Here is a 20,947-nt window from a genome sequence, read left to right as displayed (position 1 = left end):
ACAAGGAAGGAAATCACCATGTCTGTCTCTACTACCCATGCCCCCTGTGACGAGCTCCTGCTCACCAGGGAAACGCCTGTACAGCGTCGCCGAGTACGCGCCGCCTGGCTGTTTCTGACACCGATGTTGATGTGTCTGGCCCTCGTGGCCGCCTGGCCGCTACTGCGTACATTCTGGTTCAGCCTGACTGACGCCACCCTGGCGGACACCGGTGGCGGAACCTTCGTAGGCTTGAGCAATTATCTGTTCCACAACGGTTCCAGCTGGTCGGGCGTCCTGGTCGATCCACAATGGTGGAACGCTGTGCGCAACACGTTGCATTTCACCGTGGTGTCGGTGGGACTGGAAGTCGTCCTGGGGCTACTGGTGGCGTTGCTGTTGAACATCAAGTTCACCGGCCGTTCTTTGGTGCGTGCGTTGATTCTGATTCCGTGGGCGATTCCTACCATTGTCTCGGCGAAGATCTGGTCATGGATGCTCAACGACCAGTTCGGCATCATCAATCACATGATGCTGAGTGTCGGCCTGATTGATGCCCCCCTGGCCTGGACAGCAGATGCGGATCTGTCGATGTGGGCGGTCATCATCGTCGACGTCTGGAAGACCGTACCTTTTGTCACGCTACTGATGCTGGCGGCCTTGCAGATGTTGCCGAGCGATTGTTACGAAGCCGCCAGGGTCGACGGTATTCATCCGCTGAAAGTGTTCTGGCGCGTCACGCTTCCACTGTTGATGCCTGCATTGTTGGTGGCGGCGATCTTCCGCATCCTCGATTCCCTGCGGGTATTCGACGTCATCTATGTGCTGACCTCGAATTCTTCGAGCACCATGAGCATGTCGGTCTATGCCCGCCAACACCTGGTGGAGTTCCAGGATGTTGGCTATGGCAGCGCGGCCTCGACTCTGCTATTTCTGGTCGTTGCGGTAATCGCCATGCTTTATCTCTACCTCGGACGCCGTCAAATGGAGGTTCGATCATGAGCCCGCGCCTACTGAAAACAGCGCTGTTGCGCCTCGGATTCTGGTGCCTGATCGGGGTTTTGCTGCTGTATGCGGTCTTCCCTTTCTACTACGCCATCGTGACTTCGCTAAAGCCGTCCAGTGCCCTGTTCCAGGTGAGCTACTGGATCGAAAACCCCGACTTCTCCAATTACGCGGCGGTACTCCATCAAGCCTCATTCCTGCGGGCTATCGGTAACTCCCTGGTGGTTGCGCTTAGCGTGGTGACGCTGGCGCTGTTCCTCAGCGTGACCGCCGCCTATGCCTTGGGACGGGTGAAATTCCGGGGGCGTGGCACGGTATTGATGATGGTTCTCGGCGTGTCGATGTTTCCCCAGGTCGCTGTACTGTCGGGGCTGTTCGAAGTGATCCGCGCCCTGGGTCTGTACAACACGTCTTGGGCATTGATCCTGAGCTACACGATTTTCACCCTGCCCTTCACCGTCTGGGTGCTGACCACGTTCATGGGCCAACTGCCCCATGAACTGGAAGAAGCGGCAATCATGGATGGCGCTTCGCCCTGGGTCACGCTTACCCGAGTGCTGTTGCCACTGCTATGGCCCGCACTGGTCACCACTGGCCTGTTGGCCTTTATCGCAGCGTGGAACGAGTTCCTGTTTGCCTTGACCTTCACCCTCACAGACACGCAACGCACAGTACCGGTTGCCATCGCTTTGATTTCCGGCGGTAGCCCCCATGAGTTGCCTTGGGGGCTGTTGATGGCCGCCTCGGTGCTGGTCACCGTCCCACTGGTGATTCTGGTGCTGATCTTCCAGCGCCGAATCGTTTCCGGTCTCACTACCGGCGCGTTAAAGGGTTGATGCCCAACACGTACAAGGAACAGCATCGTGATCAAATTGAAACTGGACAACGTGAACAAACAATTGGGCGGCGTGCGGATTCTTCGCGACGTTAGCCTGGAGATTGCTGCGGGTGAATTCGTGGTGTTCGTCGGCCCTTCGGGCTGCGGCAAGTCGACCCTGCTGCGCCTGATCGCCGGACTGGATTCGATCTGCGGCGGCGACCTGCTGATCGACGGGCGTCGCGTCAACGACCTGGAGCCGCGCGAGCGTGGTGTCGGCATGGTGTTTCAGTCTTATGCGCTGTACCCGCACATGAGCGTCTACGACAACATCAGCTTTGGTCTCAAACTGGCCAAGACTGAAAAGAGCAGCCTGCGCGAGCGCGTGCTGAAAACAGCGCAAATCCTTCAATTGGACAAACTGCTGCAACGCAAGCCAAAAGAACTGTCTGGAGGGCAGCGTCAGCGTGTGGCCATGGGCAGAGCCATGGCGCGGGAGCCGGACATTTTGTTGTTCGATGAACCGCTCTCCAACCTGGATGCATCCTTGCGGGTGCAGATGCGCAACGAAATCGCCCGACTGCATGATCGACTGGGCTCGACCATGATCTACGTCACCCACGATCAGATTGAAGCGATGACCCTGGCCGACAAAATTGTCGTGCTCAATGGCGGTCGCGTAGAACAGGTCGGCTCACCGCGCGAACTCTATGAGCGCCCGGCCAGCCGCTTTGTCGCCGGTTTTCTCGGTTCGCCCAGAATGAATTTTCTGCCGGCGCGCCTGCAGACGCCAGGCGAAACCAGCCTGGTCGATACCCTCGTATGGGGTATCACGTCCCTACCCTTCGACAGCTCGAACCTGGCGGCAGGCACGGCGCTGAGCCTGGGGATTCGCCCGGAGCATGTGTCGCTCAAAGCGGCGGAGGGAACCGCCGGCGTCCTCGTGACTGCGGTCGAATACCTGGGCAGCGAGACCTATGTGCATCTCGAAACAGGTCAGGACGAGCCACTGATCTGTCGTTGCGAAGTCAGCGCCGGCTGGCTGGCAGGCGATCGGGTCGAGCTGCAACTGGACATCGACAACCTGCACCTGTTCGACGACGGCGGCACGGCCTTGGAGCGCCACCCACAAGCCATTGGAAACCTGCCGAATGATGTTTCTCTGCGCTCAGTTCGAGCATCGGCCCTATGACCTTGTCTTCGAATAACATGAGCGATCCAATGTCTTCTTCCCTTGACCTTGCGCAGCGTGCACTGAGTGACGGCCTGTCTCGCGTCATCGAGGATTATCGCCCCGGTTATCATATCGCCCCCCCGACAGGCTGGATGAACGACCCTAACGGGGTCGTGTACTTTCGTGGCGAATATCACGTGTTCTATCAACATTACCCCTTCGAAGCGAAATGGGGCCCGATGTATTGGGGGCACGCCAAGAGTGCCGATCTGGTCCATTGGCAGCACCTGCCCATTGCGCTGGCACCCGGCGATGATTTCGACCGTGACGGATGTTTTTCCGGTAGCGCGGTGGTGTGTGGCGATACCCTGGCACTGATCTACACCGGACACACCTGGCTGGGGGACGTGGGTGACGAACGCTTGATTCGTCAAGTCCAGTGCCTGGCCACCAGCATCGACGGCATCCGGTTCGTCAAACATGGCGCCGTCATCGAGACCGCGCCGCAAGACACGATCATGCACTTTCGTGACCCCAAGGTATGGCAGGAGGATGACTATTGGTACCTCATTGCCGGCGCACGTCTGGGTGATAAACCGCTACTGCCGCTATACCGTTCCACGGATCTGCACGCCTGGGAGTTCCTTGATTATGTGTCCAGCGGCAGCGAGGGCGATGGCTATATGTGGGAGTGCCCGGATCTGTTCCGACTGAACGGGCGCGATGTGCTGCTGTACTCCCCCCAGGGCATGCAACCCGAGGGTTACGAACGGCTCAACAAGTACCAGACCGGTTATCGAGTGGGCCGACTCGACAGCGAATGGCACTTCACGGGCGGGCCTTTTATCGAGTTGGATAACGGCCACGATTTCTATGCCGCACAAACGCTACTGGCCGCCGACGGTCGGCGCCTTGTGTGGGCGTGGCTCGACATGTGGGAAAGCCCGATGCCGAGCCAGGCCCATCACTGGTGCGGCATGCTCGGATTGCCGCGCGAACTTGAACTGTGCGCCGATCGCCTTTGCGTGTTTCCGGCACGGGAGCTCACTGCTCTACGCCAGACCCCATTACCGGGTACGTCCTGGTGGGATGAAGCGGGAACCCGGTGGGTGTCGGAAGTGAATGGAGATATGCTCGAAATCCACGTGCATCTGGATTTGCTCGGCTGCACCGACGGCCACTTGGGAATCGCCTTGCGCTGCAGCGTCGATGGCCAGGAAGAAACGCTGCTCTACTACGATGCGTCACTGCAGCGCCTGGTGCTTGACCGCAGCAGCTCGGGTGCGCAAGTCACAGGTCAACGCAGCGTGTCGATAGACCCGACACAAGAGCGACTGGAACTACGCGTGTTTCTCGATCGCTCGTCCATCGAGGTGTTCGACGAAAACGGACACTTCACCCTCAGCAGTCGCCTTTATCCGAGGCCCGACAGTCTGGGCGTGAAGCTGTTTGCCAGCGGGAGTGGCGGACGTGTCTCGATTCCCAGGGCATGGCCTCTCGCCTCGGGATGGCTATGAGCAGCCTCATTCGAGTCGCGAGAAGCGCTGGCGATGTGTCATGATTCTGCGTCAACCTGACCGGCCTCGCCTCGCATGACTTCAGTGAAAGACGTTGCACAGCTGGCCGGCGTGTCCCTGATGACGGTTTCTCGAGCGCTCAACAACCCGGAAAAACTGAGCCCCGAAACCCTTCTGCGGGTGCGTCGCGCCATTGATGAACTGCAATTCGTACCGAGCCTGTCGGCGCGCAAGATGCGCGGCGACAACCTCCAGAGCCGAACCATCGGTGTGTTCGCGCTGGACACCGCGACAACACCGTTCGCCGTCGAGCTGCTGCTGTCCATCGAACAGACCGCGCAGCAAGCCGGCTGGAATGTGTTCATCCTTAACCTGCTAAGCAACCCGCCCACCGACCAGAATATCGACCTGATGCTATCGCACCGTCCCGACGGGTTGATCTTCAGCGCCATGGGGTTTCGCCACGTGAACATTCCCGAGCGCTTGAAGAGCAAACCCCTGGTACTCGCCAATTGCCTGGCCGATGACAGTCGCCTGGTCAGTTATGTGCCAGACGACGAAAAGGGGCAGTATCGAGCCGTACATCACGCGTTAAGCCAAGGCTATCGGCGCCCGCTGTGTATCAATCTGCCAAAACAGAGTCTGGCTTGGGGCTTGCGACAAAAAGGCCTGCAACGTGCCTGTCAGGCATTCGGCCTGGCGCCTGACGCACTCCTGCAATACGACCTTTCCGATCATGACGCCTACGGTGAAACCGCGGCCATCCTCGACCGACATATCATCGAAGGTCGCCCCCAATTCGACATTCTGATCTGTGGCAATGACCGTATTGCGTTTTGTGCTTATCAGCTGTTGTTGGGCCGAGGTCTGAAAATCCCCGACGATGTCGCCGTGCTCGGCTACGACAATATGATCGGTATCGCTGAGCTGTTCATCCCGCCGTTGACGACAGTGCAACTGCCGTACTACGAGATCGGTCGTAAGGCTGCCCAGCACCTGATCGAGACCATTGAAGTATCGGGAACCCAGCCAGTTGATTGTCCATTGGTGGTCAGGGCATCACTATAAGAATTAGTTAATTTGGTGATAGCACACCCACTGGCTTTCGATTTGCCACCAGCTTGTCACGCACCAGAGTTGTTAGGCGGGCAGCTTCGATGGCTTGGTGCGCTGACTCGCAGCGTCGAAACCGTTCCCGACTGATTCAAGCCTTTACTACGCTGACCTCTTCCACGGAGGAATCACAATATCGAACGCAGACCTACTCCCTTCCCTACTCCTCAAAATCAATCAGAATCAACTGGCTCTCGAGGCCGCGATCATGGAGCTGACGCTTTGGGTCGAACAGCATGGCGCGGATGAGGTTGGCGGCAACGTACGCGGAGCGCTAGAAACGATCAGCGAGAACGAAGAGTTCTTCAACATGACGCTTGCGGTGCTCATGACGCCTGAGTGAGCTGATTAGCCTGAGCTCCTCCCACTTCAAATGCTCACAGTAATAGTTTTGAAAAATCACAGCATTCGACCGCTAACTGCGCCACGTTTTGATTCAATCCAAATTGGCGATCAGTGCGGTGAGGGCATTGCATTCATTGCCGGGGTCTAACGACTAATGGAAATGCCGACGACTGCCCTGAACGTACTTGGCAATGCGTTGGCTCCGTTGGTAATCGCCAAATGGGAGGGCCGGGCTGCGCATTGTCTGAAGGCTACGCCAGCCTGAGCTTAAGAAATCCTGCCCTAGGCACTGTTAACATGAAGTGCCTAAGGCAGCTCTTTCAGATACCAAGTTCGACGACATCCTCACCACCTGGTAAACCCGAATCGCTGTCATAAATTGTCTAAGCTCAGCCCTGCGCAGTGAAATCATGCATCCCACAGCTTTTGATCCACTCGACTCGAAACGCCAACCGTAGGATGACTTTGTAGGACAGTTGCATACCTATAGCGCAGTCGTGGATTCCCGTTCCGAAAGTACGTTTTGAAGACGCACCAGGTTAAGTCGCTAACACTCAACTTCGGCGCCTTCTCGGGCCTGATAGGTTGTCTTCAGACGTAGTTTCTCTTCGTGGTCATAGATATTGAAACCTATGGGCGCAGTCTGGCAGTAAAAGCGCGCTCTAATACGCATTCATCCCGTTTCCATTGGGATTCGGCATCGTCCGAAACTCCAAGCTTGCGACGTCTCGATCATGTGGCGAGCATCCGGAAGTAACGCCGACCCGCCAGCTACACTAATTCGATACATTTCTGCACAGAGACTTCGACCATGGCTACCAAAACCGCAATCGTATTCGCTGGCGGCGGCAGTTTGGGTGCGGTGCAGGTGGGTATGTTACGGGCCTTGGTCGAGGCCAATGTTCGATTCGACATGGTGGTTGGCGCTTCGGTAGGCGCTATCAACGGTGCCTACTTTGCCGCAAGGCCCGATTCGGATGGCGTCGAGGCGCTTGCAGGATTCTGGCTCGGCCTGTCTAAAACTGACATCTTTCCCCTCTCTTGGCTCGATACCTGTAGAGGACTGATCAAACGGCGTGGTTTTCTGTTGCAACCGGCGGCCTTGAACCGATTGCTGGGTCAGGCACTGCCCATTCATCGCATTGAGGATGCGGCGCTGCCCCTATACATCGTCACCACCGACCTGCTCAGTGGTGCCGAGACCGTTTTGTCCAGTGGCGAACTCGAGCAGGCGTTACTGGCCAGCGCTGCCATCCCACTGGTGTTCCCCTGCGTACAAATCGCCGATCAGTTCCTGGTTGACGGCGGCGTGGCAAGCAATACACCTATTTCGACTGCCGTAGCCTTGGGAGCCACCAATGTCGTGGTAATCCCCACCGGTGTGAGTTGCGCCCTAACACAACCGCCCCGAGGTTTGGTCGCCTTAGCCCTGCACACCGTCAATCTGATGAGCATGCGCCAACTGGTGAGCGACATCGAACACTTCCGCACTCTCACCAGCCTGCACATCGTCCCGCCCTTGTGCCCTGTGGATGTCTCGGTGTTCAACTTTGACCAGACCGAATCTTTGCTGCAGCGCGCCTATGAGCAGACCCTCCAGTGGCTGGAACGTGGGGGGCTTGAACGCACCAAAGTACCGGGTGCCCTGACCATCCATTCGCATGCCCATGAGCATTGAGTGATGTGAATTACCTATAAAAGAGGCCCTCAACACTCAGTGCAATATTGCGAGAATCCAACACCATGGTGATAGACGATGCTAGTAGTTGCGTGCATCGTGAGAAAGAGCTGCTCACTGAATTGTTCGGCGAAGAGTGGCACTACCCCGTCGGTGACCGCGCCAAAGAGGAATACCACAAGTTCACATACCTGCGCCGAGTCGTCGAAGCGGTGCAAACAGCTTTGCGCCAGGAACAGCAGCAGGTGGCAGCATGACCCGCCCTCACCCTTTTCCCGTGTTCTCCACAATCAATTGATGCTTCGTAGTTTCGATTCGCGTAATCGCAGGCACCTGGCCCGACTGAGAATGGGTCAACACGTATTGCTGGGTGCGCTCGGTGTCAAAGACCTGCCTTGCTGCCGTCATCTCCTCAATCAACTGACGATTGACTGAGTAGTAGCCGCAGTTCGGACATTTAAACTCATCAAAACTGGTCACCGGAAAAGCTTTCTCGGCGCTCTCGCGACATATGACACAGACAGTGATGCTCATACGCACCTCTTTGTGAATGACCTATCAACTGTAGCTGATCCTACCTCCATCAGCCCACCCACCGCCCGGGCATGACCAGGCGGATCGAAGTCAGAAGTCCATTTATTCCACAGCCATCGATTTCCTAGAACGACTGGGCAAGCTGTCAGATCGCTCTTTAGTGGCATGATGCAACAAAGCAACATTGTAATCGTAGGTCGATATCAACGGCATTGGCCCCTCGTTCCGAGCCATCCCGAGCCATTGCCTTGTTCGTTCAACGTCAAAGAATTCGTTCTTGAACTTCATCTTCGCAACAAGGTTCGCTGAGACCCTAAAGTGCCCACACCCGGCCGAGCATTTGACCTCGGACCAGCACCCTGCCATGTGAACAATTTTAGAAGCAGCCTGGCAAATTAAGCATTGCATGTTCGATCTCCTTTTCGATGACCTACCTACTGTAGCCGAACACCGGCCAAGGCTCCCTCCATGCCCACAAAAAACAAACTCGCCCTGAAGCAGCAGCGCGCCGAGCAGGTCAATCAGACGATCCATATCATCGACGACCACGGTCGCCGGCTCTTCTAAGACGAAGTCACGAACCGTTACGCCAGCATGGAAGTCGATCAGCGTGGCAAGGTCTGGCTGATCGACGACTACATCGGCAAGCGGATCTTCATCCATGAAACGGTTTGGGGAGGAAAGTGACGGGGGTTCGTCAGTCACGGAGGCACGCTGAAGGAGACCAAGATTTCGACGTACGTTTTAACGTACAAAAAACGTGGCTGGTGGTGGTTTTCAACAGAGCTCGCTAGAACGAAAAAAGACGCCGAAACCTCTTTTTTCAATACTGCTCCCTTATCAACGCGCAAAAAAAAGCGCCACTCAATGAGTGGCGCTTTTTCTATATTTGGAGCGGGAAACGAGACTCGAACTCGCGACCCCGACCTTGGCAAGGTCGTGCTCTACCAACTGAGCTATTCCCGCGTCTTGGTGTGGCGCATTCTATAGAATCCAGATGCCCCGTCAACCCCTTGATTCAAAAAAGTTTATTTCTTTTCCACATCGGTCTTCAGATGCGGCCAGGCAGCCCGCAAATACTGGACCATGGACCACAACGTCAGGCCCGCGGATATCAGCAGCAAGGCGTAACCCAGCAGCACCCAGAAAGTGAAATCCGACGGATTGGCCAGCAGGATCACCAACGCCAGCATTTGCGCGGCGGTTTTCCATTTGCCCAGGTTCGACACCGCGACGTGAGCGCGGGCGCCGAGTTCGGCCATCCATTCGCGAAGTGCCGAGACGACAATCTCGCGACCGATGATCACGGCGGCCGGCAGCGTGAGCCACAGGTTGCCATGTTCTTGCACCAGCAATACCAACGCAACGGCGACCATCAGCTTGTCAGCCACGGGATCGAGGAAAGCCCCGAACGGTGTGCTTTGTTCCAGTCGGCGGGCCAGATACCCATCCAGCCAGTCTGTGGCGGCGGCAAATGCGAACACCGAGGCGGACGCCAGGTAGCTCCATTGGTACGGCAGGTAGAACAGTAAAATGAAGATCGGAATGAGCAGGACGCGTAGTACGGTAATCAGATTAGGGATATTCATCGGCACAACTGGCTACGAGGTGAGGGGGCATTCTACTCGCTGTGCAGATTGGCATAAATCAACTCTGCGAGCTTTTTACTGATCCCGGGTGCTTTGGCGATCTCTTCGATGCTGGCACGAGACAGCTCCTGCAATCCACCAAAATGTTTCAACAAATCGCGGCGACGGGTCGGTCCGACACCGGCAACGCCCTCCAGTGTAGACGTGCGGCGAGTTTTCCCACGGCGTGCGCGGTGCCCGGTAATTGCGAAACGGTGAGCCTCGTCGCGTATCTGCTGGATCAAATGCAGCGCGGGGGAATCGCCGCGCAAGGTGAATTCGTGGGCGGCATCGTTCAGGTACAGGGTTTCGAAACCGGCCTTGCGCGTGGCGCCCTTGGCTACGCCCAGCAGAATCAGATCAGGCACGGCCAGTTCATTGAGCACGTCGCGGGCCATGGACAGCTGCCCCTTACCACCGTCCACCAGCAAAATGTCCGGTAGCTTGCCCTCCCCGTCTTTCAGTTTGCTGAAGCGTCGGGTCAGGGCCTGGTGCATCGCGGCGTAGTCATCGCCCGGGGTGACGCCTTCAATGTTGTAGCGACGGTAGTCGGACTTGATCGGACCTTCGGGGCCGAACACCACGCAGGAGGCCACGGTTGCTTCACCACTGGAGTGACTGATGTCGTAACACTCCAGGCGCTGCGGTGGCTCATCCAGGTTCAACACTTCCGCCAGGGCATCGAAACGTGCAGCAACGTGTTGACGGTTGGCCAGTCGCGCTCCCAGCGCCTGCTCGGCATTGGTGACCGCCAACTGTTGCCAACGTGCTCGCGTACCACGAACCCTATGACTGATGGTCAATTCGCGACCGCGCAGCTCATCGATGGCCGCGATCAGGGTCGGGAAGTCTTCGTGAACCACGTTGACGATCAGTTCGCTCGGCAAGTCGCGCTCGGGACTGCTGATGAAGTACTGGCCGAGAAACGCCGCCATGACTTCGGAAACGTCCTCTTCAATACCCACCTGAGGAAAGAAGTTCTTGCTCCCCAGCACCCGCCCGCCACGCACACTGATCAAATGAACGCAGGCACCACCCGGATTGACAAACGCTGCGATCACGTCGACATCGCCCGTCCCGCCTTCCATGCTTTGCTGGTCCTGGACCCGGCGCAGTAATGAAATCTGATCCCGCAACTCGGCCGCACGTTCGAACTCGAGATTGATCGCCGCCTCTTCCATTCCTGCGGACAATTCATCCGTCAGCGCATTGCTGCGCCCCTCAAGGAACATCACCGAGTGCCGTACGTCTTCAGCGTATACCTCAGGTTCCACCAGCCCGACACAGGGCGCCTTGCAGCGTTTGATCTGGTACTGCAGGCAAGGACGTGTGCGGTTCTTGTAATAGCTGTCTTCGCACTGACGAACGAAAAACGTCTTCTGCAGCAGGCTCAGGCTTTCGCGAATCGCACCGGCGCTGGGATAAGGGCCGAAATATTTGCCCTTGGCCTTTTTTGCACCGCGATGGATGCTCAAGCGAGGGAACTGGCCATCCGAGAGAAAGACGTAGGGGTAGGATTTATCGTCGCGCAGCAGGATGTTGTAGGGCGGACGCCACTCCTTGATCAGCGTCTGCTCAAGCAACAAGGCTTCGGTTTCATTGGCCGTAATCGTCGTTTCGACCTGAGCGATACGTGCGACCAGCGCCGCGGTCTTGGGCGCAAGACCGGATTTGCGGAAGTAACTCGACAGGCGATTCTTGAGGTTCTTGGCCTTGCCGACGTAGAGCAGGCGTGCCTCGCTGTCGAACATGCGATACACACCGGGACGCCCACTGACCGTCGACAGAAAGGCGCTTGGATCGAAGACTTCAGTCATTTTCAGAGACTGGCATCGACCATGCCGTGACGAACCGCCAACAGCGTCAACTCGACATCGCTGCTGATCGAAAGCTTTTCGAAAATGCGGTAACGGTAAGTGTTCACGGTTTTTGGCGACAGACACAGTTTGTCGGAAATGATCTGGACCTTCTGACAGCCGACAATCATCAGCGCGATCTGGATTTCCCGCTCCGACAAGGCGTCGAAAGGCGAATCATTGGTCGGCTGGAAGGATTTGATCGCCAGTTGCTGTGCTATTTGCGGGCTGATGTAGCGTTGCCCGGCAAACACCAGGCGGATGGCCTGGACCATTTCCGGCAATCCGGCGCCCTTGGTCAGATAGCCCGCGGCCCCTGCCTGCAACAACCGAGTCGGAAACGGATCTTCTTCGCACACGGTGACCGCGACGACTTTGATATCCGGATGACTGCGCAATAATTTGCGCGTGGCTTCAAGACCGCCGATGCCGGGCATCTTGACGTCCATCAGTACCACATCGGGTTTCAACTCACGCGCCTTGAGCAGGGATTCTTCGCCTGACTCAGCCTGGCCGACTACTTGCAGGCCATCGATGTCAGCCAGCATTCGTGTAATGCCTGTACGAACGAGATCATGATCATCGACTACTAGCACCCTAATCAAGCAGACACCTCGCGAAATGGTCTTATTGGGTTGCCGACACCTTAGCAAAAAGCAACTGGCAGACCTAGCGGCAAGCGTCATATAAAAAGTTTCAATACATCTTGAAAGGCTTGTCGTAAGCGTGTTTCAGCCGGGCGAGGCATTGATATCACGCTGCATTCTCAGGAAACACTCGTCCGTGCCGACCACCTTCAGGCCCTTTCTTTCATACAACGCTTGCGCGGGATTGTTTTCAAAAACCGTCAAACGCAATGCCGGACGCCGTTCCTGGCACGCCATGGCGAATACCTGATCAATCGCCCAGGAACCGGCGCCCTGCCCTCGAAACGCTTCGAGGACGTGCAGTTCGCGGATGTACAGGGCTTGGGCGTCACGACTCAGACTGAAAAAGCCCAACACGGTACTGCCACTTACAATCAACCAGTTCTTGCGCCCGGCCCAGCCAACATCGAACCCTTCGTCCTGCCACAGCAGATCGTGCTGAATGTAATAGCGGAGCATGTTGTTGCGAGTCAGTTCACGAGCGAAATCGAGGTCCCGGGATGTCGCCGGACGTAATTCAAATACCATCACCCCAATGCAACCTCCACTAATTGCCCTTTCCAGCCGTCAGCGTTGCGTCGAGCAACGACCATCAGGTTACCGGTTCCGGGTGCAGACGCAATCAGCGAGCCGTCCGCCGCCCAGATCGCGCTGCGTCCTGCCGATTCCCAGCCACCCGTTGCACCGCCATGGTTGGCCATCAGGACCACCATCGAATGAGTGCTGGCGTAGCCTTGCAACAACGCGGTATCCGGGGCGTAGCCGTTTTCCGTGATCAGCACGCCCGCCGCATAGAGATCGGCGCCCTGCTGCGCCGCTGCGGCGGCATGACTGGCGTGGGAGAAATCCGCGCACACCGCCAACGCGACCGTATCGGCACCTAGGGTCAGGGTCGAACCGCCGGTTCCCGGCGCAAATGCAACCTCCTCGCCTGGATGCAGATGTTGCTTGCTGTAGATCCCGAGCGATCCATCAGCGCCCAACACCAACGCCCCAATCAATACGGGCGAATCCTCCGACAGGCGAATCGGCATCCCGACGACAGTCGTCACACCGACTTCCCGCGCGAAATCCCGTAGCGGTTGCAGCACCTCGGCGTCTGGCGCAATGGCCAATTCAGCCGCAAGTCCACGCTCGTACCCGGTCAGCGATAACTCCGGGAACACCAGCAATTGCACGCCCTGCTCCGCGGCAAGTTGCATGAAGCGCTGATGCCACACCATGTTTGCGGCAAGGTCACCGGCGATGGAGATCGATTGGGCAGCGGCAATGATCAGTGGCGTCATGGTTCGTCCTTGTGACGTTGTACATAAGCGAAACACAAAGTGTGTCACAACCGGCGACGCACTCAAGCGATAGAAAATGCCGTCGGTGATCGATAGCATTTTCTGATTGAATCCGTGTACCGGCCTCGAGTAAGCTCGGCGCACTCATCGGAGACAAATCATGTTCAACGCCCTCTCACAGCTTCGTACCGTCAGCGCCTTGCGCTCGGTGGCGGCTGCCCGGGCGAATGACGTTTGTGCTCCGGTCAGCTTTTATTTTGGGTATTGGTTTAGCCACTGGCGCGCCTGATACCCACACGGCGCCCACTTTAAACGGGTCGCCACCAGAGAATTCTCAACCCCCGGTCGGCTTCCCGACCGGGGGTTTTGTTTTTTCAGCCCCGCACATTTTTAGCGACACACCAGACAACCAGAGGATTCAACAATGAACTACGCCACTTATTACCGTTACGACAGTTTTACCGCCTGGCGATTTAGCAGCCTCCGCTCGGGACAGCCTGCCGCCTCCGATCGGTCACCCACAGGTGGCAAGCACACACACGCAGCCAATCCGGCCAATTGTCGAACACCCCAGTAGGGCCGAGCGCGCGGGAACGAACCCGCCGCCAGCCCAGGAAGCCCGAATATGAACTCGTCCGTCTCTGCACTGCCGCTGTCCACCTTGAGCCCTGCCAATGAAGCACTGACCCTGCGTCTGCCCAGCTCATTGCAACTCAAACAGCAACTGCCACTCAGCAACGCCCTGAGCCAGCAAGTCGCCGCCCACCGCCAAGCGGTTCGCGCGATCCTCAACGGTGAAGACTCCCGTCTGCTGGTCATCGTCGGCCCCTGCTCGATTCACGATCCTCAGTCCGCCCTCGAATACGCCGGCAACCTCGCCCGCCTCGCCGCCGACGTCAGCGATGAGATGCTGCTGGTGATGCGCGCCTACGTCGAAAAACCCCGCACCACCATCGGCTGGAAAGGCCTGGCCTACGACCCGCAGCTTGATGGCAGCGACGACATGGCCGGCGGCTTGACGTTGTCCCGCGAGTTGATGCGCGAAATGCTCCGCCTGGGACTGCCGATTGCCACCGAACTGCTGCAACCGATGGCTGCCGGCTACTTCGACGATCTGCTGAGCTGGGTCGCCATTGGCGCTCGCACCACCGAATCGCAGATCCACCGTGAAATGGCCAGCGGCCTGAGCATGCCGGTCGGCTTCAAGAACGGCACCGATGGTGGTGTCGGTGTGGCCAGCGACGCCATGCGCTCCGCTGCCCATCCGCATCGCCATTTCGGTGTCGACAGCCAAGGGCATCCAGCAATCATTCAAACGCCGGGCAATCCCGACACCCACCTGGTGCTGCGTGGCGGACACCGCGGGCCGAACTACGACCGCGACAGCATCGCCCGGGTGAACAGCGATTTGACCAAACTGAAGATCCCGGCCCGGATCATGGTCGACTGCAGCCATGCCAACAGCGGCAAAGACCCGTTGCGTCAGCCAGCGGTGTTTAACGATGTGCTTGAACAGCGCCTGCAAGGTGATCGATCACTGATCGGCATGATGATCGAGAGTCACCTGTTCGAAGGCTGCCAACCGCTGAGCCCGTCAATGCGTTACGGCGTATCCGTAACGGACGGCTGCCTTGGCTGGAGCGGGACGGAATCATTGTTGCGCCAGGCCGCCGATCGGCTCAGAGCGCAGAGCAGGGATCAACAATCGGCGTGAGCCACACCATCTTCCAGTCCTCCCATCGAGGACTGGACGTCGGAATCGAGACATGATTAACAGGCAAAGGGTGTTCCCGAAGTAGGCCATCGCAGTAAAACGCTCTGTTACAGATAAAAAGATGTCCAAATATTCCGAACAAGACCTCATCTACTTTCGAGCTTTCGTACATTTTCTATTCCGTTTTCATCAGGTTACAGCGGCTTTTTCATACAACGCCGAACAGCGGGTGTGCTTTAGAGTGAGCCCATCAACACCCCTCTGAACGACTGCGAAAAAGGAAAGAACATGCTACGGAATGCAACTACTCAGTATCCGATCCTGTTGGTCCACGGGCTCTTCGGCTTCGATCGCATCGGCAAGGTCGAACTCTTTCATGACGTCAAGCAGGCCCTCAGGAGTGCAGGCGCAAGAGTGTTTATCCCGTACTTGTCGGCTACCCATAGCAATGAAGTTCGAGGCGACCAACTTCTGGCGCAGATCGAACGGGTACTGGAAGGAACCGGTGCAAACAAAGTCAACCTGATCGGCCACAGCCAAGGCGCACTCGCTGCACGTTATGCGGCAGCGACAGCGCCGGAAGCAATCGCTTCGGTGACGTCCGTCAGCGGACCGAATCACGGCTCGGAACTGGCTGACTTCTTGCGCAAGGCGCTGACACCCGGGCGCCTGCCGGAACACGTCGCCGAGACGGTTGCAACGTTGTTTGCAGACTTTCTATCGTTGCTCAGCGGCCACCGTCACCTGCCGCAGAACGCCATCGCCGCGCTGAATGCCCTGACCACCGAAGGCGTAGGCGCGTTCAATGACAAGTACCCCCAGGGGTTGCCGAAAACCTGGGGTGGCAAGGGTCGCGAACGGGTCGACGGCGTACGTTATTACTCCTGGAGCGGCACCCTGCAGGGCGACATCCTCGACAAAGGGCTTGATGCTCTGAGTCCGCTGCACGGGTTCCTCCGCGCCTTTTCCCGATACTTCACCACCGAACCCGAGCAGAACGATGGCCTGGTTGGCCGCTACAGCTCCCATTTGGGCAAAGTCATCCGCTCCGACTACCCGCTGGATCATCTGGACAGCCTCAGCCAGACCGCCGGTCCGCTGCGCAAGGGCATCGACCCGATTGCCCTGTATGTGCAGCATGCGGAACGCCTGAGAAATGCCGGCCTATAAAGGAATACCGTACCGTCCTGCATAATCTGTACGGAACTTTGAGAAGAAATAGACCACTGAATCCGGTAGGCTCCGCACTTTACTGAACATTGAAAGGAGTATTTCACCATGGCTAAAGCCACTGCCCGTCACATCCTCGTTGCCAGCGAAGCCAAGTGCAACGAATTGAAAACCCAGATCGAAGGCGGCGCTGATTTCGCCGAAGTCGCCAAAGCCAACTCCACTTGCCCGTCCAGCCGCCAGGGCGGTGATCTGGGTTCGTTCGGTCCAGGCCAGATGGTCAAGGAATTCGACGCAGTGGTCTTCAGCGCACCGATCAACGTGGTGCAAGGCCCGGTCAAGACCCAGTTTGGTTACCACCTGCTGGAAGTGACCAGCCGTCAGGACTGATCAACCCTTGAGTTTTCTGCACAACGGCCCGCCTTTTGGTGGGCCGTTGTGTTTCGGATACGTGATACGAGTGGCGAGGGACGCGCCGCTAGCGTACAAATTGCGGTTATTGACCACCCGGCTCTAAGGCTGACAATGCGACTGGTTTTCCCTACTTTATTGTTCACTGCCGTGGCCCTGTTGTTGGGCGCCGCAGGTGTGAATGCCGCACCGCAACATGCGTTGACCGTGTACGGTGAACCGGCGAAGTATCCTGCCGGCTTTAGTCATTTTGCCTACACAAACCCGCAAGCCCCCAAGGGCGGCACAATGCGCCGCTCGGCCGTCGAAATCGGTCATTTCGATCATATGTTGCCCTACATCGACAAAGGCATTGGCGTCACACAGATCGACGGCCTGCTTTACTCGCCCCTCGCCCAGCGTTCGCTGGACGAGCCTTACACCGTGTACGGCCTGGTGGCTCAGAAGATGGAGCGCTCGGACGACGGTTTGTTTCTGCGCTTCTATCTGAACCCCAAGGCCCGTTTCGCGGACGGCAAACCGATCACGGCCGAAGACGTTCGTTACACCTTCGACCTGTTGATGACTCAGGGCAGCCTGCGTTATCGCACCCAATTTGCCGACGTCAAAGGCGTCGAAGTGGAATCACCTCTAACGGTTCGGTTCGACTTGAAAAGTAATGAAAACCGTACCCTGCCCCTTGATATCGCGACCTTGCCGGTGTTTCCCGAGCATTGGTGGAAGACTCGCGACTTCGCCAATGGTGGCGGTTACGAGCCACCGCTGGGCAGCGGTCCCTACAGGGTGAGCAAGGTCGACTCCGGTCGCAGCATCACCTTCGAGCGCAATGCCGATTGGTGGGGCAAGGATTTACCGGTCAGCCGCGGCCTCTACAACTTCGATCGTTTCAGCATCGAGTACTTCGGCGATACCGACGTCGCCCGTCAGGTCCTGCGCGGCGGAGCCTACGACTACAACCGAGAATTCTCCGCCACCGCTTACTCCATTGGCTACGACAGCCCGGCCCTGAGTGACGGGCGATTGCAAAAGGCGCACCTGGCAACGCAAGCGCCCCAAACGGCTCAGGGCTTCGTGTTCAACCTGCAAAACCCGCTGTTCCAGGACCGTCGAGTGCGCCAGGCACTGGCCATGCTCTGGGATTTCGAGTGGAGCAACCGGCAGATGATGCGCGACATGTACATCCGCCAGCAGAGTTACTTTTCCAACACCGACCTCGCCGCCCGACGACTGCCGGACGCCGGCGAACTGGCGATTCTCGAACCACTGCGCAGGCAGATCCCCGACGAGGTGTTCACCCAGGTTTTCCAGGCACCGAAAACCGATGGCAGTGGCCTGATACGCGACAAACAGTTGCAGGCACTCGATTTGCTCGAACAGGCCGGCTGGAAACCCGATGGCGATCAACTGGTCAATGCCGAAGGCATGTCATTGAGTTTCACTTTCCTGGTCAGCCAGAACGGCATGGACCGATTGCTGCTGCCTTATAAGCGCACCCTGAAACAGATCGGCATCGACATGAACATCCGCCGCATCGACTCGTCCCAATACGTGAATCGCCTGATGAGCCGCGATTACGACATGATCGTCACCGGCTACCCGGTCACGACGTCGCCCGGGGGTGAACTGCTCAATTACTTCGGCTCGGTCTCGGCCAACGACCCTGGCGCCAATAACTACATGGTGTTGAAAAATCCGGCGGTCGACACACTGATCACCGGGCTGGTTCGCGCCACCACCCAACCCGAAATGCTGCACTACGCCCACGCGCTGGACCGGGTGCTGCAATGGAACTACTACTGGATTCCCAACTATTACCCGCCGGGCAGCTCCACCGTGTGGTGGAATCGTTTCGGCAGGCCCAACGAGCAAGCGAGCAATGACGAAGCCATCGAGAGCTGGTGGGAAATCAGCACCACGCCACTGACCAACCAACAGATGACCGCTGAGCAAATCAGCCGTGGCAAACCCGGAGGGCCGCACTGATGTGGGCTTACATACTGCGGCGTCTGTTGCTGATCATTCCGACGCTGGTGATTATTCTTCTGGTCAACTTCATCATCGTCCAGGCCGCGCCGGGCGGTCCGGTGGAACAGGCCATCGCGCACTTGCAAGGCATCGGCGGCGCGAGTGTCGGCGGCGGTTCCGGCGAACGCATGTCCGGTACCTCCCGATCCAGTCGCGGCCTCGACCCGCAACTGATCAAGGACATCGAAAAGCAATACGGCTTCGATAAACCAGCGCACGAACGCCTGTGGTTGATGCTCACCAGCTACGCGCGCCTGGACTTCGGCAAGAGCTTTTTCCGCGGCGCGACCGTCACCGACCTGATCCTGGAAAAAATGCCGGTGACCATTTCCCTTGGGCTCTGGGCGACGCTGATCACCTACCTGGTGTCGATTCCTTTGGGCATCCGCAAGGCCGTGCACCACGGCAGCCACTTCGATATCTGGAGCAGCACGGCGATCGTCATCGGCTACGCCATGCCGGCGTTCCTGTTCGCGATGTTCCTGATCGTGGTCTTCGCCGGCGGTACCTCGCTGAACTGGTTCCCGGTGCGCGGGCTGGTCTCGGACAACTTCGAATCGCTGTCGACCGTGGGCAAAATCGCCGATTACTTCTGGCACCTGGTATTGCCGGTGACGGCGCTGGTGATCGGCGGGTTCGCCACGCTCACCATTCTGACCAAGAACTCCTTCCTCAATGAAATCACGCGCCAGTACGTGGTCACCGCCCGCGCGAAGGGTCTGAGCGAACGCCGAGTGCTCTACGGCCACGTGTTTCGCAATGCCATGTTGCTGGTGGTCTCGGGGATTCCCCAGGCGTTTATCAGCGTATTTTTCGCCGGCTCCCTGCTGATCGAAGTGATCTTCTCCCTCGACGGCCTGGGTCGCATGAGTTACGAAGCCGCGGTTTCCAGGGACTATCCGGTGGTATTCGGTTCGCTGTTCATCTTCACGCTGTTCGGTCTCTTGATAAAAATTGTCGGCGACCTCTGCTACACCCTCGTCGACCCGCGTATCGACTTCGCCTCGAGGAACGCCTGATGTTCAAGCTCTCGCCGCTAGGTCTTCGTCGTTTCGAGCGCTTCAAGAAAAACCGTCGCGGCTGGTGGTCGCTGTGGTTGTTTGTTGGCCTGTTCCTGCTGACCCTCGGCGGCGAGCTGATCGCCAACGACAAACCGCTGATCGTCAGCTATCAGGGATCCCTCTACTTCCCGGCCCTGAAGCGTCATACCGAGCAGGAATTTGGCGGGCAGTTGCCGTTCCAGGCGGACTACCGCAGCGATTATGTGCAAAAGCTGATTCACCAGGACGGTGGCTGGATGCTGTTCCCGCCAATCCCCTTCAGCGACGACACGCCAAACTATGACCTCAACCAACCCGCGCCCAGCCCGCCGACCAAGGTCAACTGGCTGGGCACCGACGATCAGGCGCGGGACGTGTTGGCCCGAGTGATTTTCGGTGCGAGGGTGTCGATCCTGTTTGCCTTGATGCTGACGTTTGTCAGCGCACTGATCGGCATCGCTGCCGGCGCCCTGCAAGGCTACTACGGCGGTTGGGTCGACCTGATCGGTCAGCGGTTGCTGGAGGTTTGGTCGGGGCTGCCGGTGCTGTACCTGCTGATCATCCTGTCGGGTTTCGTCGAGCCTAATTTCTGGTGGCTGCTGGGGATCATGGCGCTGTTTTCCTGGTTGGCCCTGGTGGACGTGGTGCGCGCCGAGTTTCTGCGCGGACGCAACCTGGAATACGTCAAAGCCGCCCGGGCGCTGGGCCTGACCGACCGTAAAGTCATCGTCCGGCACATCCTGCCCAACGCAATGAATGCGACGCTGAGTTATCTGCCGTTCATTCTGACCGGAGCGATCTCCACCCTCACAGCGTTGGACTTCCTCGGTTTCGGCATGCCTGCCGGCAGTGCATCGCTGGGCGAGTTGATCGGTCAAGGCAAGCAGAACCTGCAAGCGCCGTGGCTGGGGCTGACGGCGTTTTTCACCCTGGCGCTGATTCTTTCTTTACTGGTGTTTATCGGGGAGGCATTGCGAGATGCCTTTGACCCACGATCGTGACGCGGAC

The 20,947-nt window shown here is 57.9% G+C and carries 20 protein-coding genes, 1 tRNA gene and 1 pseudogene; 15 read left to right on the top strand and 7 right to left on the bottom strand.

The window, feature by feature from the left end; genetic code table 11:
* Positions 1–18 precede the first annotated feature (18 nt).
* The 9 genes and pseudogenes from ASC74_RS11930 to ASC74_RS30985 all read left to right on the top strand — a co-directional run bounded on the left by ASC74_RS11930 (position 19) and on the right by ASC74_RS30985 (position 7,885).
* Positions 19–981 carry a carbohydrate ABC transporter permease gene (locus ASC74_RS11930; protein ID WP_056741544.1) on the top strand — a complete coding sequence of 321 codons (963 nt, stop codon included), beginning with the start codon at positions 19–21 and terminating at the stop codon, positions 979–981.
* A complete protein-coding gene (locus ASC74_RS11925) occupies positions 978–1,820 on the top strand; it encodes a carbohydrate ABC transporter permease (RefSeq protein WP_056741543.1) in 843 nt (280 codons plus the stop codon). Before ASC74_RS11930 ends, ASC74_RS11925 begins: the two co-directional genes overlap by 4 nt.
* A gap of 27 nt (positions 1,821–1,847) precedes the next feature.
* Positions 1,848–2,993, top strand: a complete 1,146-nt coding sequence (locus tag ASC74_RS11920; protein WP_056741542.1) for an ABC transporter ATP-binding protein — start codon at positions 1,848–1,850, stop codon at positions 2,991–2,993.
* Positions 2,990–4,492, top strand: a complete 1,503-nt coding sequence (locus tag ASC74_RS11915) for a glycoside hydrolase family 32 protein (protein WP_056741541.1) — start codon at positions 2,990–2,992, stop codon at positions 4,490–4,492. Before ASC74_RS11920 ends, ASC74_RS11915 begins: the two co-directional genes overlap by 4 nt.
* Before the next feature lie 75 nt (positions 4,493–4,567).
* Complete coding sequence (locus ASC74_RS11910; protein ID WP_056741540.1) at positions 4,568–5,560, top strand: LacI family DNA-binding transcriptional regulator; 993 nt, start codon at positions 4,568–4,570, stop codon at positions 5,558–5,560.
* A 178-nt stretch (positions 5,561–5,738) separates the two neighbouring features.
* A complete protein-coding gene (locus tag ASC74_RS11905) occupies positions 5,739–5,948 on the top strand; it encodes a hypothetical protein (RefSeq protein ID WP_056741539.1) in 210 nt (69 codons plus the stop codon).
* A gap of 120 nt (positions 5,949–6,068) precedes the next feature.
* Positions 6,069–6,215: pseudogene (locus ASC74_RS31770) on the top strand (cation:dicarboxylate symporter family transporter); the annotation flags it as partial.
* 546 nt (positions 6,216–6,761) lie between these two features.
* Positions 6,762–7,628 carry a patatin-like phospholipase family protein gene (locus ASC74_RS11900; protein ID WP_056741538.1) on the top strand — a complete coding sequence of 289 codons (867 nt, stop codon included), beginning with the start codon at positions 6,762–6,764 and terminating at the stop codon, positions 7,626–7,628.
* Positions 7,629–7,693: 65 nt separating this feature from the next.
* Complete coding sequence (locus ASC74_RS30985; RefSeq protein WP_156400814.1) at positions 7,694–7,885, top strand: hypothetical protein; 192 nt, start codon at positions 7,694–7,696, stop codon at positions 7,883–7,885.
* A 7-nt stretch (positions 7,886–7,892) separates the two neighbouring features.
* Here the strand turns inward: ASC74_RS30985 and ASC74_RS11895 are convergent, their stop codons facing one another.
* The 7 genes from ASC74_RS11895 to ASC74_RS11855 all read right to left on the bottom strand — a co-directional run bounded on the left by ASC74_RS11895 (position 7,893) and on the right by ASC74_RS11855 (position 13,579).
* Complete coding sequence (locus tag ASC74_RS11895; RefSeq protein ID WP_056741537.1) at positions 7,893–8,162, bottom strand: hypothetical protein; 270 nt, start codon at positions 8,160–8,162, stop codon at positions 7,893–7,895.
* Positions 8,163–9,052: 890 nt separating this feature from the next.
* Positions 9,053–9,128 (bottom strand) — tRNA-Gly (locus ASC74_RS11880).
* Between the two features lie 62 nt (positions 9,129–9,190).
* Positions 9,191–9,751: a CDP-diacylglycerol--glycerol-3-phosphate 3-phosphatidyltransferase gene (gene pgsA, locus ASC74_RS11875; protein ID WP_008150904.1), complete on the bottom strand. Its 561-nt coding sequence runs from the start codon at positions 9,749–9,751 to the stop codon at positions 9,191–9,193.
* Positions 9,752–9,783: 32 nt separating this feature from the next.
* Positions 9,784–11,607, bottom strand: a complete 1,824-nt coding sequence (uvrC, locus tag ASC74_RS11870) for an excinuclease ABC subunit UvrC (protein WP_056741535.1) — start codon at positions 11,605–11,607, stop codon at positions 9,784–9,786.
* A 2-nt stretch (positions 11,608–11,609) separates the two neighbouring features.
* Positions 11,610–12,251, bottom strand: coding sequence for a response regulator transcription factor GacA (gene gacA / locus ASC74_RS11865; RefSeq protein ID WP_008015884.1), 642 nt, complete (start codon positions 12,249–12,251; stop codon positions 11,610–11,612).
* A 126-nt stretch (positions 12,252–12,377) separates the two neighbouring features.
* Complete coding sequence (locus tag ASC74_RS11860; RefSeq protein WP_056741534.1) at positions 12,378–12,821, bottom strand: GNAT family N-acetyltransferase; 444 nt, start codon at positions 12,819–12,821, stop codon at positions 12,378–12,380.
* Positions 12,821–13,579 carry a carbon-nitrogen hydrolase family protein gene (locus tag ASC74_RS11855; protein ID WP_056741533.1) on the bottom strand — a complete coding sequence of 253 codons (759 nt, stop codon included), beginning with the start codon at positions 13,577–13,579 and terminating at the stop codon, positions 12,821–12,823. Before ASC74_RS11855 ends, ASC74_RS11860 begins: the two co-directional genes overlap by 1 nt.
* Before the next feature lie 625 nt (positions 13,580–14,204).
* On the opposite strand from ASC74_RS11855, the gene ASC74_RS11850 reads away from it, so the two are divergent.
* The 6 genes from ASC74_RS11850 to ASC74_RS11825 all read left to right on the top strand — a co-directional run bounded on the left by ASC74_RS11850 (position 14,205) and on the right by ASC74_RS11825 (position 20,940).
* The gene (locus tag ASC74_RS11850) at positions 14,205–15,293 is read left to right on the top strand and encodes a 3-deoxy-7-phosphoheptulonate synthase (RefSeq protein WP_056741532.1); all 1,089 of its coding nucleotides are present in this window, start codon (positions 14,205–14,207) and stop codon (positions 15,291–15,293) included.
* Positions 15,294–15,581: 288 nt separating this feature from the next.
* Complete coding sequence (locus tag ASC74_RS11845) at positions 15,582–16,463, top strand: lipase family alpha/beta hydrolase (RefSeq protein WP_056741531.1); 882 nt, start codon at positions 15,582–15,584, stop codon at positions 16,461–16,463.
* A gap of 108 nt (positions 16,464–16,571) precedes the next feature.
* The gene (locus ASC74_RS11840) at positions 16,572–16,853 is read left to right on the top strand and encodes a peptidylprolyl isomerase (protein ID WP_056741530.1); all 282 of its coding nucleotides are present in this window, start codon (positions 16,572–16,574) and stop codon (positions 16,851–16,853) included.
* A 135-nt stretch (positions 16,854–16,988) separates the two neighbouring features.
* Entirely contained in the window at positions 16,989–18,857 is a 1,869-nt protein-coding gene (locus ASC74_RS11835; protein WP_056741529.1) for an extracellular solute-binding protein, read from the top strand.
* Positions 18,857–19,918: a microcin C ABC transporter permease YejB gene (locus tag ASC74_RS11830; RefSeq protein ID WP_056741528.1), complete on the top strand. Its 1,062-nt coding sequence runs from the start codon at positions 18,857–18,859 to the stop codon at positions 19,916–19,918. Before ASC74_RS11835 ends, ASC74_RS11830 begins: the two co-directional genes overlap by 1 nt.
* On the top strand, positions 19,918–20,940 hold the full coding sequence (locus ASC74_RS11825; RefSeq protein ID WP_056741527.1) for an ABC transporter permease: 1,023 nt from the start codon (positions 19,918–19,920) through the stop codon (positions 20,938–20,940). The genes ASC74_RS11830 and ASC74_RS11825 overlap by 1 nt, the downstream gene beginning before the upstream one ends.
* Positions 20,941–20,947 lie beyond the last annotated feature (7 nt).

The organism is Pseudomonas sp. Root329 (assembly GCF_001424925.1).
Lineage (GTDB): Bacteria > Pseudomonadota > Gammaproteobacteria > Pseudomonadales > Pseudomonadaceae > Aquipseudomonas > Aquipseudomonas arabinosi.
Note: the sequence above shows the minus strand (reverse complement) of the source record. Positions and strands in the feature narration are given on the sequence as shown.

Excerpts from the sequence above, each read along its gene's own strand:
- ASC74_RS11900 (WP_056741538.1), top strand. The coding sequence starts at position 6,762 with ATGGCTACCAAAACCGCAATCGTATTCGCTGGCGGCGGCAGTTTGGGT.
- ASC74_RS11840 (WP_056741530.1), top strand. The coding sequence starts at position 16,572 with ATGGCTAAAGCCACTGCCCGTCACATCCTCGTTGCCAGCGAAGCCAAG.
- ASC74_RS11855 (WP_056741533.1), bottom strand. The coding sequence starts at position 13,579 with ATGACGCCACTGATCATTGCCGCTGCCCAATCGATCTCCATCGCCGGT.
- ASC74_RS11910 (WP_056741540.1), top strand. The coding sequence starts at position 4,568 with ATGACTTCAGTGAAAGACGTTGCACAGCTGGCCGGCGTGTCCCTGATG.
- ASC74_RS11850 (WP_056741532.1), top strand. The coding sequence starts at position 14,205 with ATGAACTCGTCCGTCTCTGCACTGCCGCTGTCCACCTTGAGCCCTGCC.
- ASC74_RS30985 (WP_156400814.1), top strand. The coding sequence starts at position 7,694 with ATGGTGATAGACGATGCTAGTAGTTGCGTGCATCGTGAGAAAGAGCTG.
- ASC74_RS11830 (WP_056741528.1), top strand. The coding sequence starts at position 18,857 with ATGTGGGCTTACATACTGCGGCGTCTGTTGCTGATCATTCCGACGCTG.
- ASC74_RS11895 (WP_056741537.1), bottom strand. The coding sequence starts at position 8,162 with ATGAGCATCACTGTCTGTGTCATATGTCGCGAGAGCGCCGAGAAAGCT.
- ASC74_RS11825 (WP_056741527.1), top strand. The coding sequence starts at position 19,918 with ATGTTCAAGCTCTCGCCGCTAGGTCTTCGTCGTTTCGAGCGCTTCAAG.
- uvrC (WP_056741535.1), bottom strand. The coding sequence starts at position 11,607 with ATGACTGAAGTCTTCGATCCAAGCGCCTTTCTGTCGACGGTCAGTGGG.
- ASC74_RS11930 (WP_056741544.1), top strand. The coding sequence starts at position 19 with ATGTCTGTCTCTACTACCCATGCCCCCTGTGACGAGCTCCTGCTCACC.
- ASC74_RS11925 (WP_056741543.1), top strand. The coding sequence starts at position 978 with ATGAGCCCGCGCCTACTGAAAACAGCGCTGTTGCGCCTCGGATTCTGG.
- ASC74_RS11845 (WP_056741531.1), top strand. The coding sequence starts at position 15,582 with ATGCTACGGAATGCAACTACTCAGTATCCGATCCTGTTGGTCCACGGG.
- ASC74_RS11915 (WP_056741541.1), top strand. The coding sequence starts at position 2,990 with ATGACCTTGTCTTCGAATAACATGAGCGATCCAATGTCTTCTTCCCTT.
- ASC74_RS11835 (WP_056741529.1), top strand. The coding sequence starts at position 16,989 with ATGCGACTGGTTTTCCCTACTTTATTGTTCACTGCCGTGGCCCTGTTG.
- pgsA (WP_008150904.1), bottom strand. The coding sequence starts at position 9,751 with ATGAATATCCCTAATCTGATTACCGTACTACGCGTCCTGCTCATTCCG.
- ASC74_RS11860 (WP_056741534.1), bottom strand. The coding sequence starts at position 12,821 with ATGGTATTTGAATTACGTCCGGCGACATCCCGGGACCTCGATTTCGCT.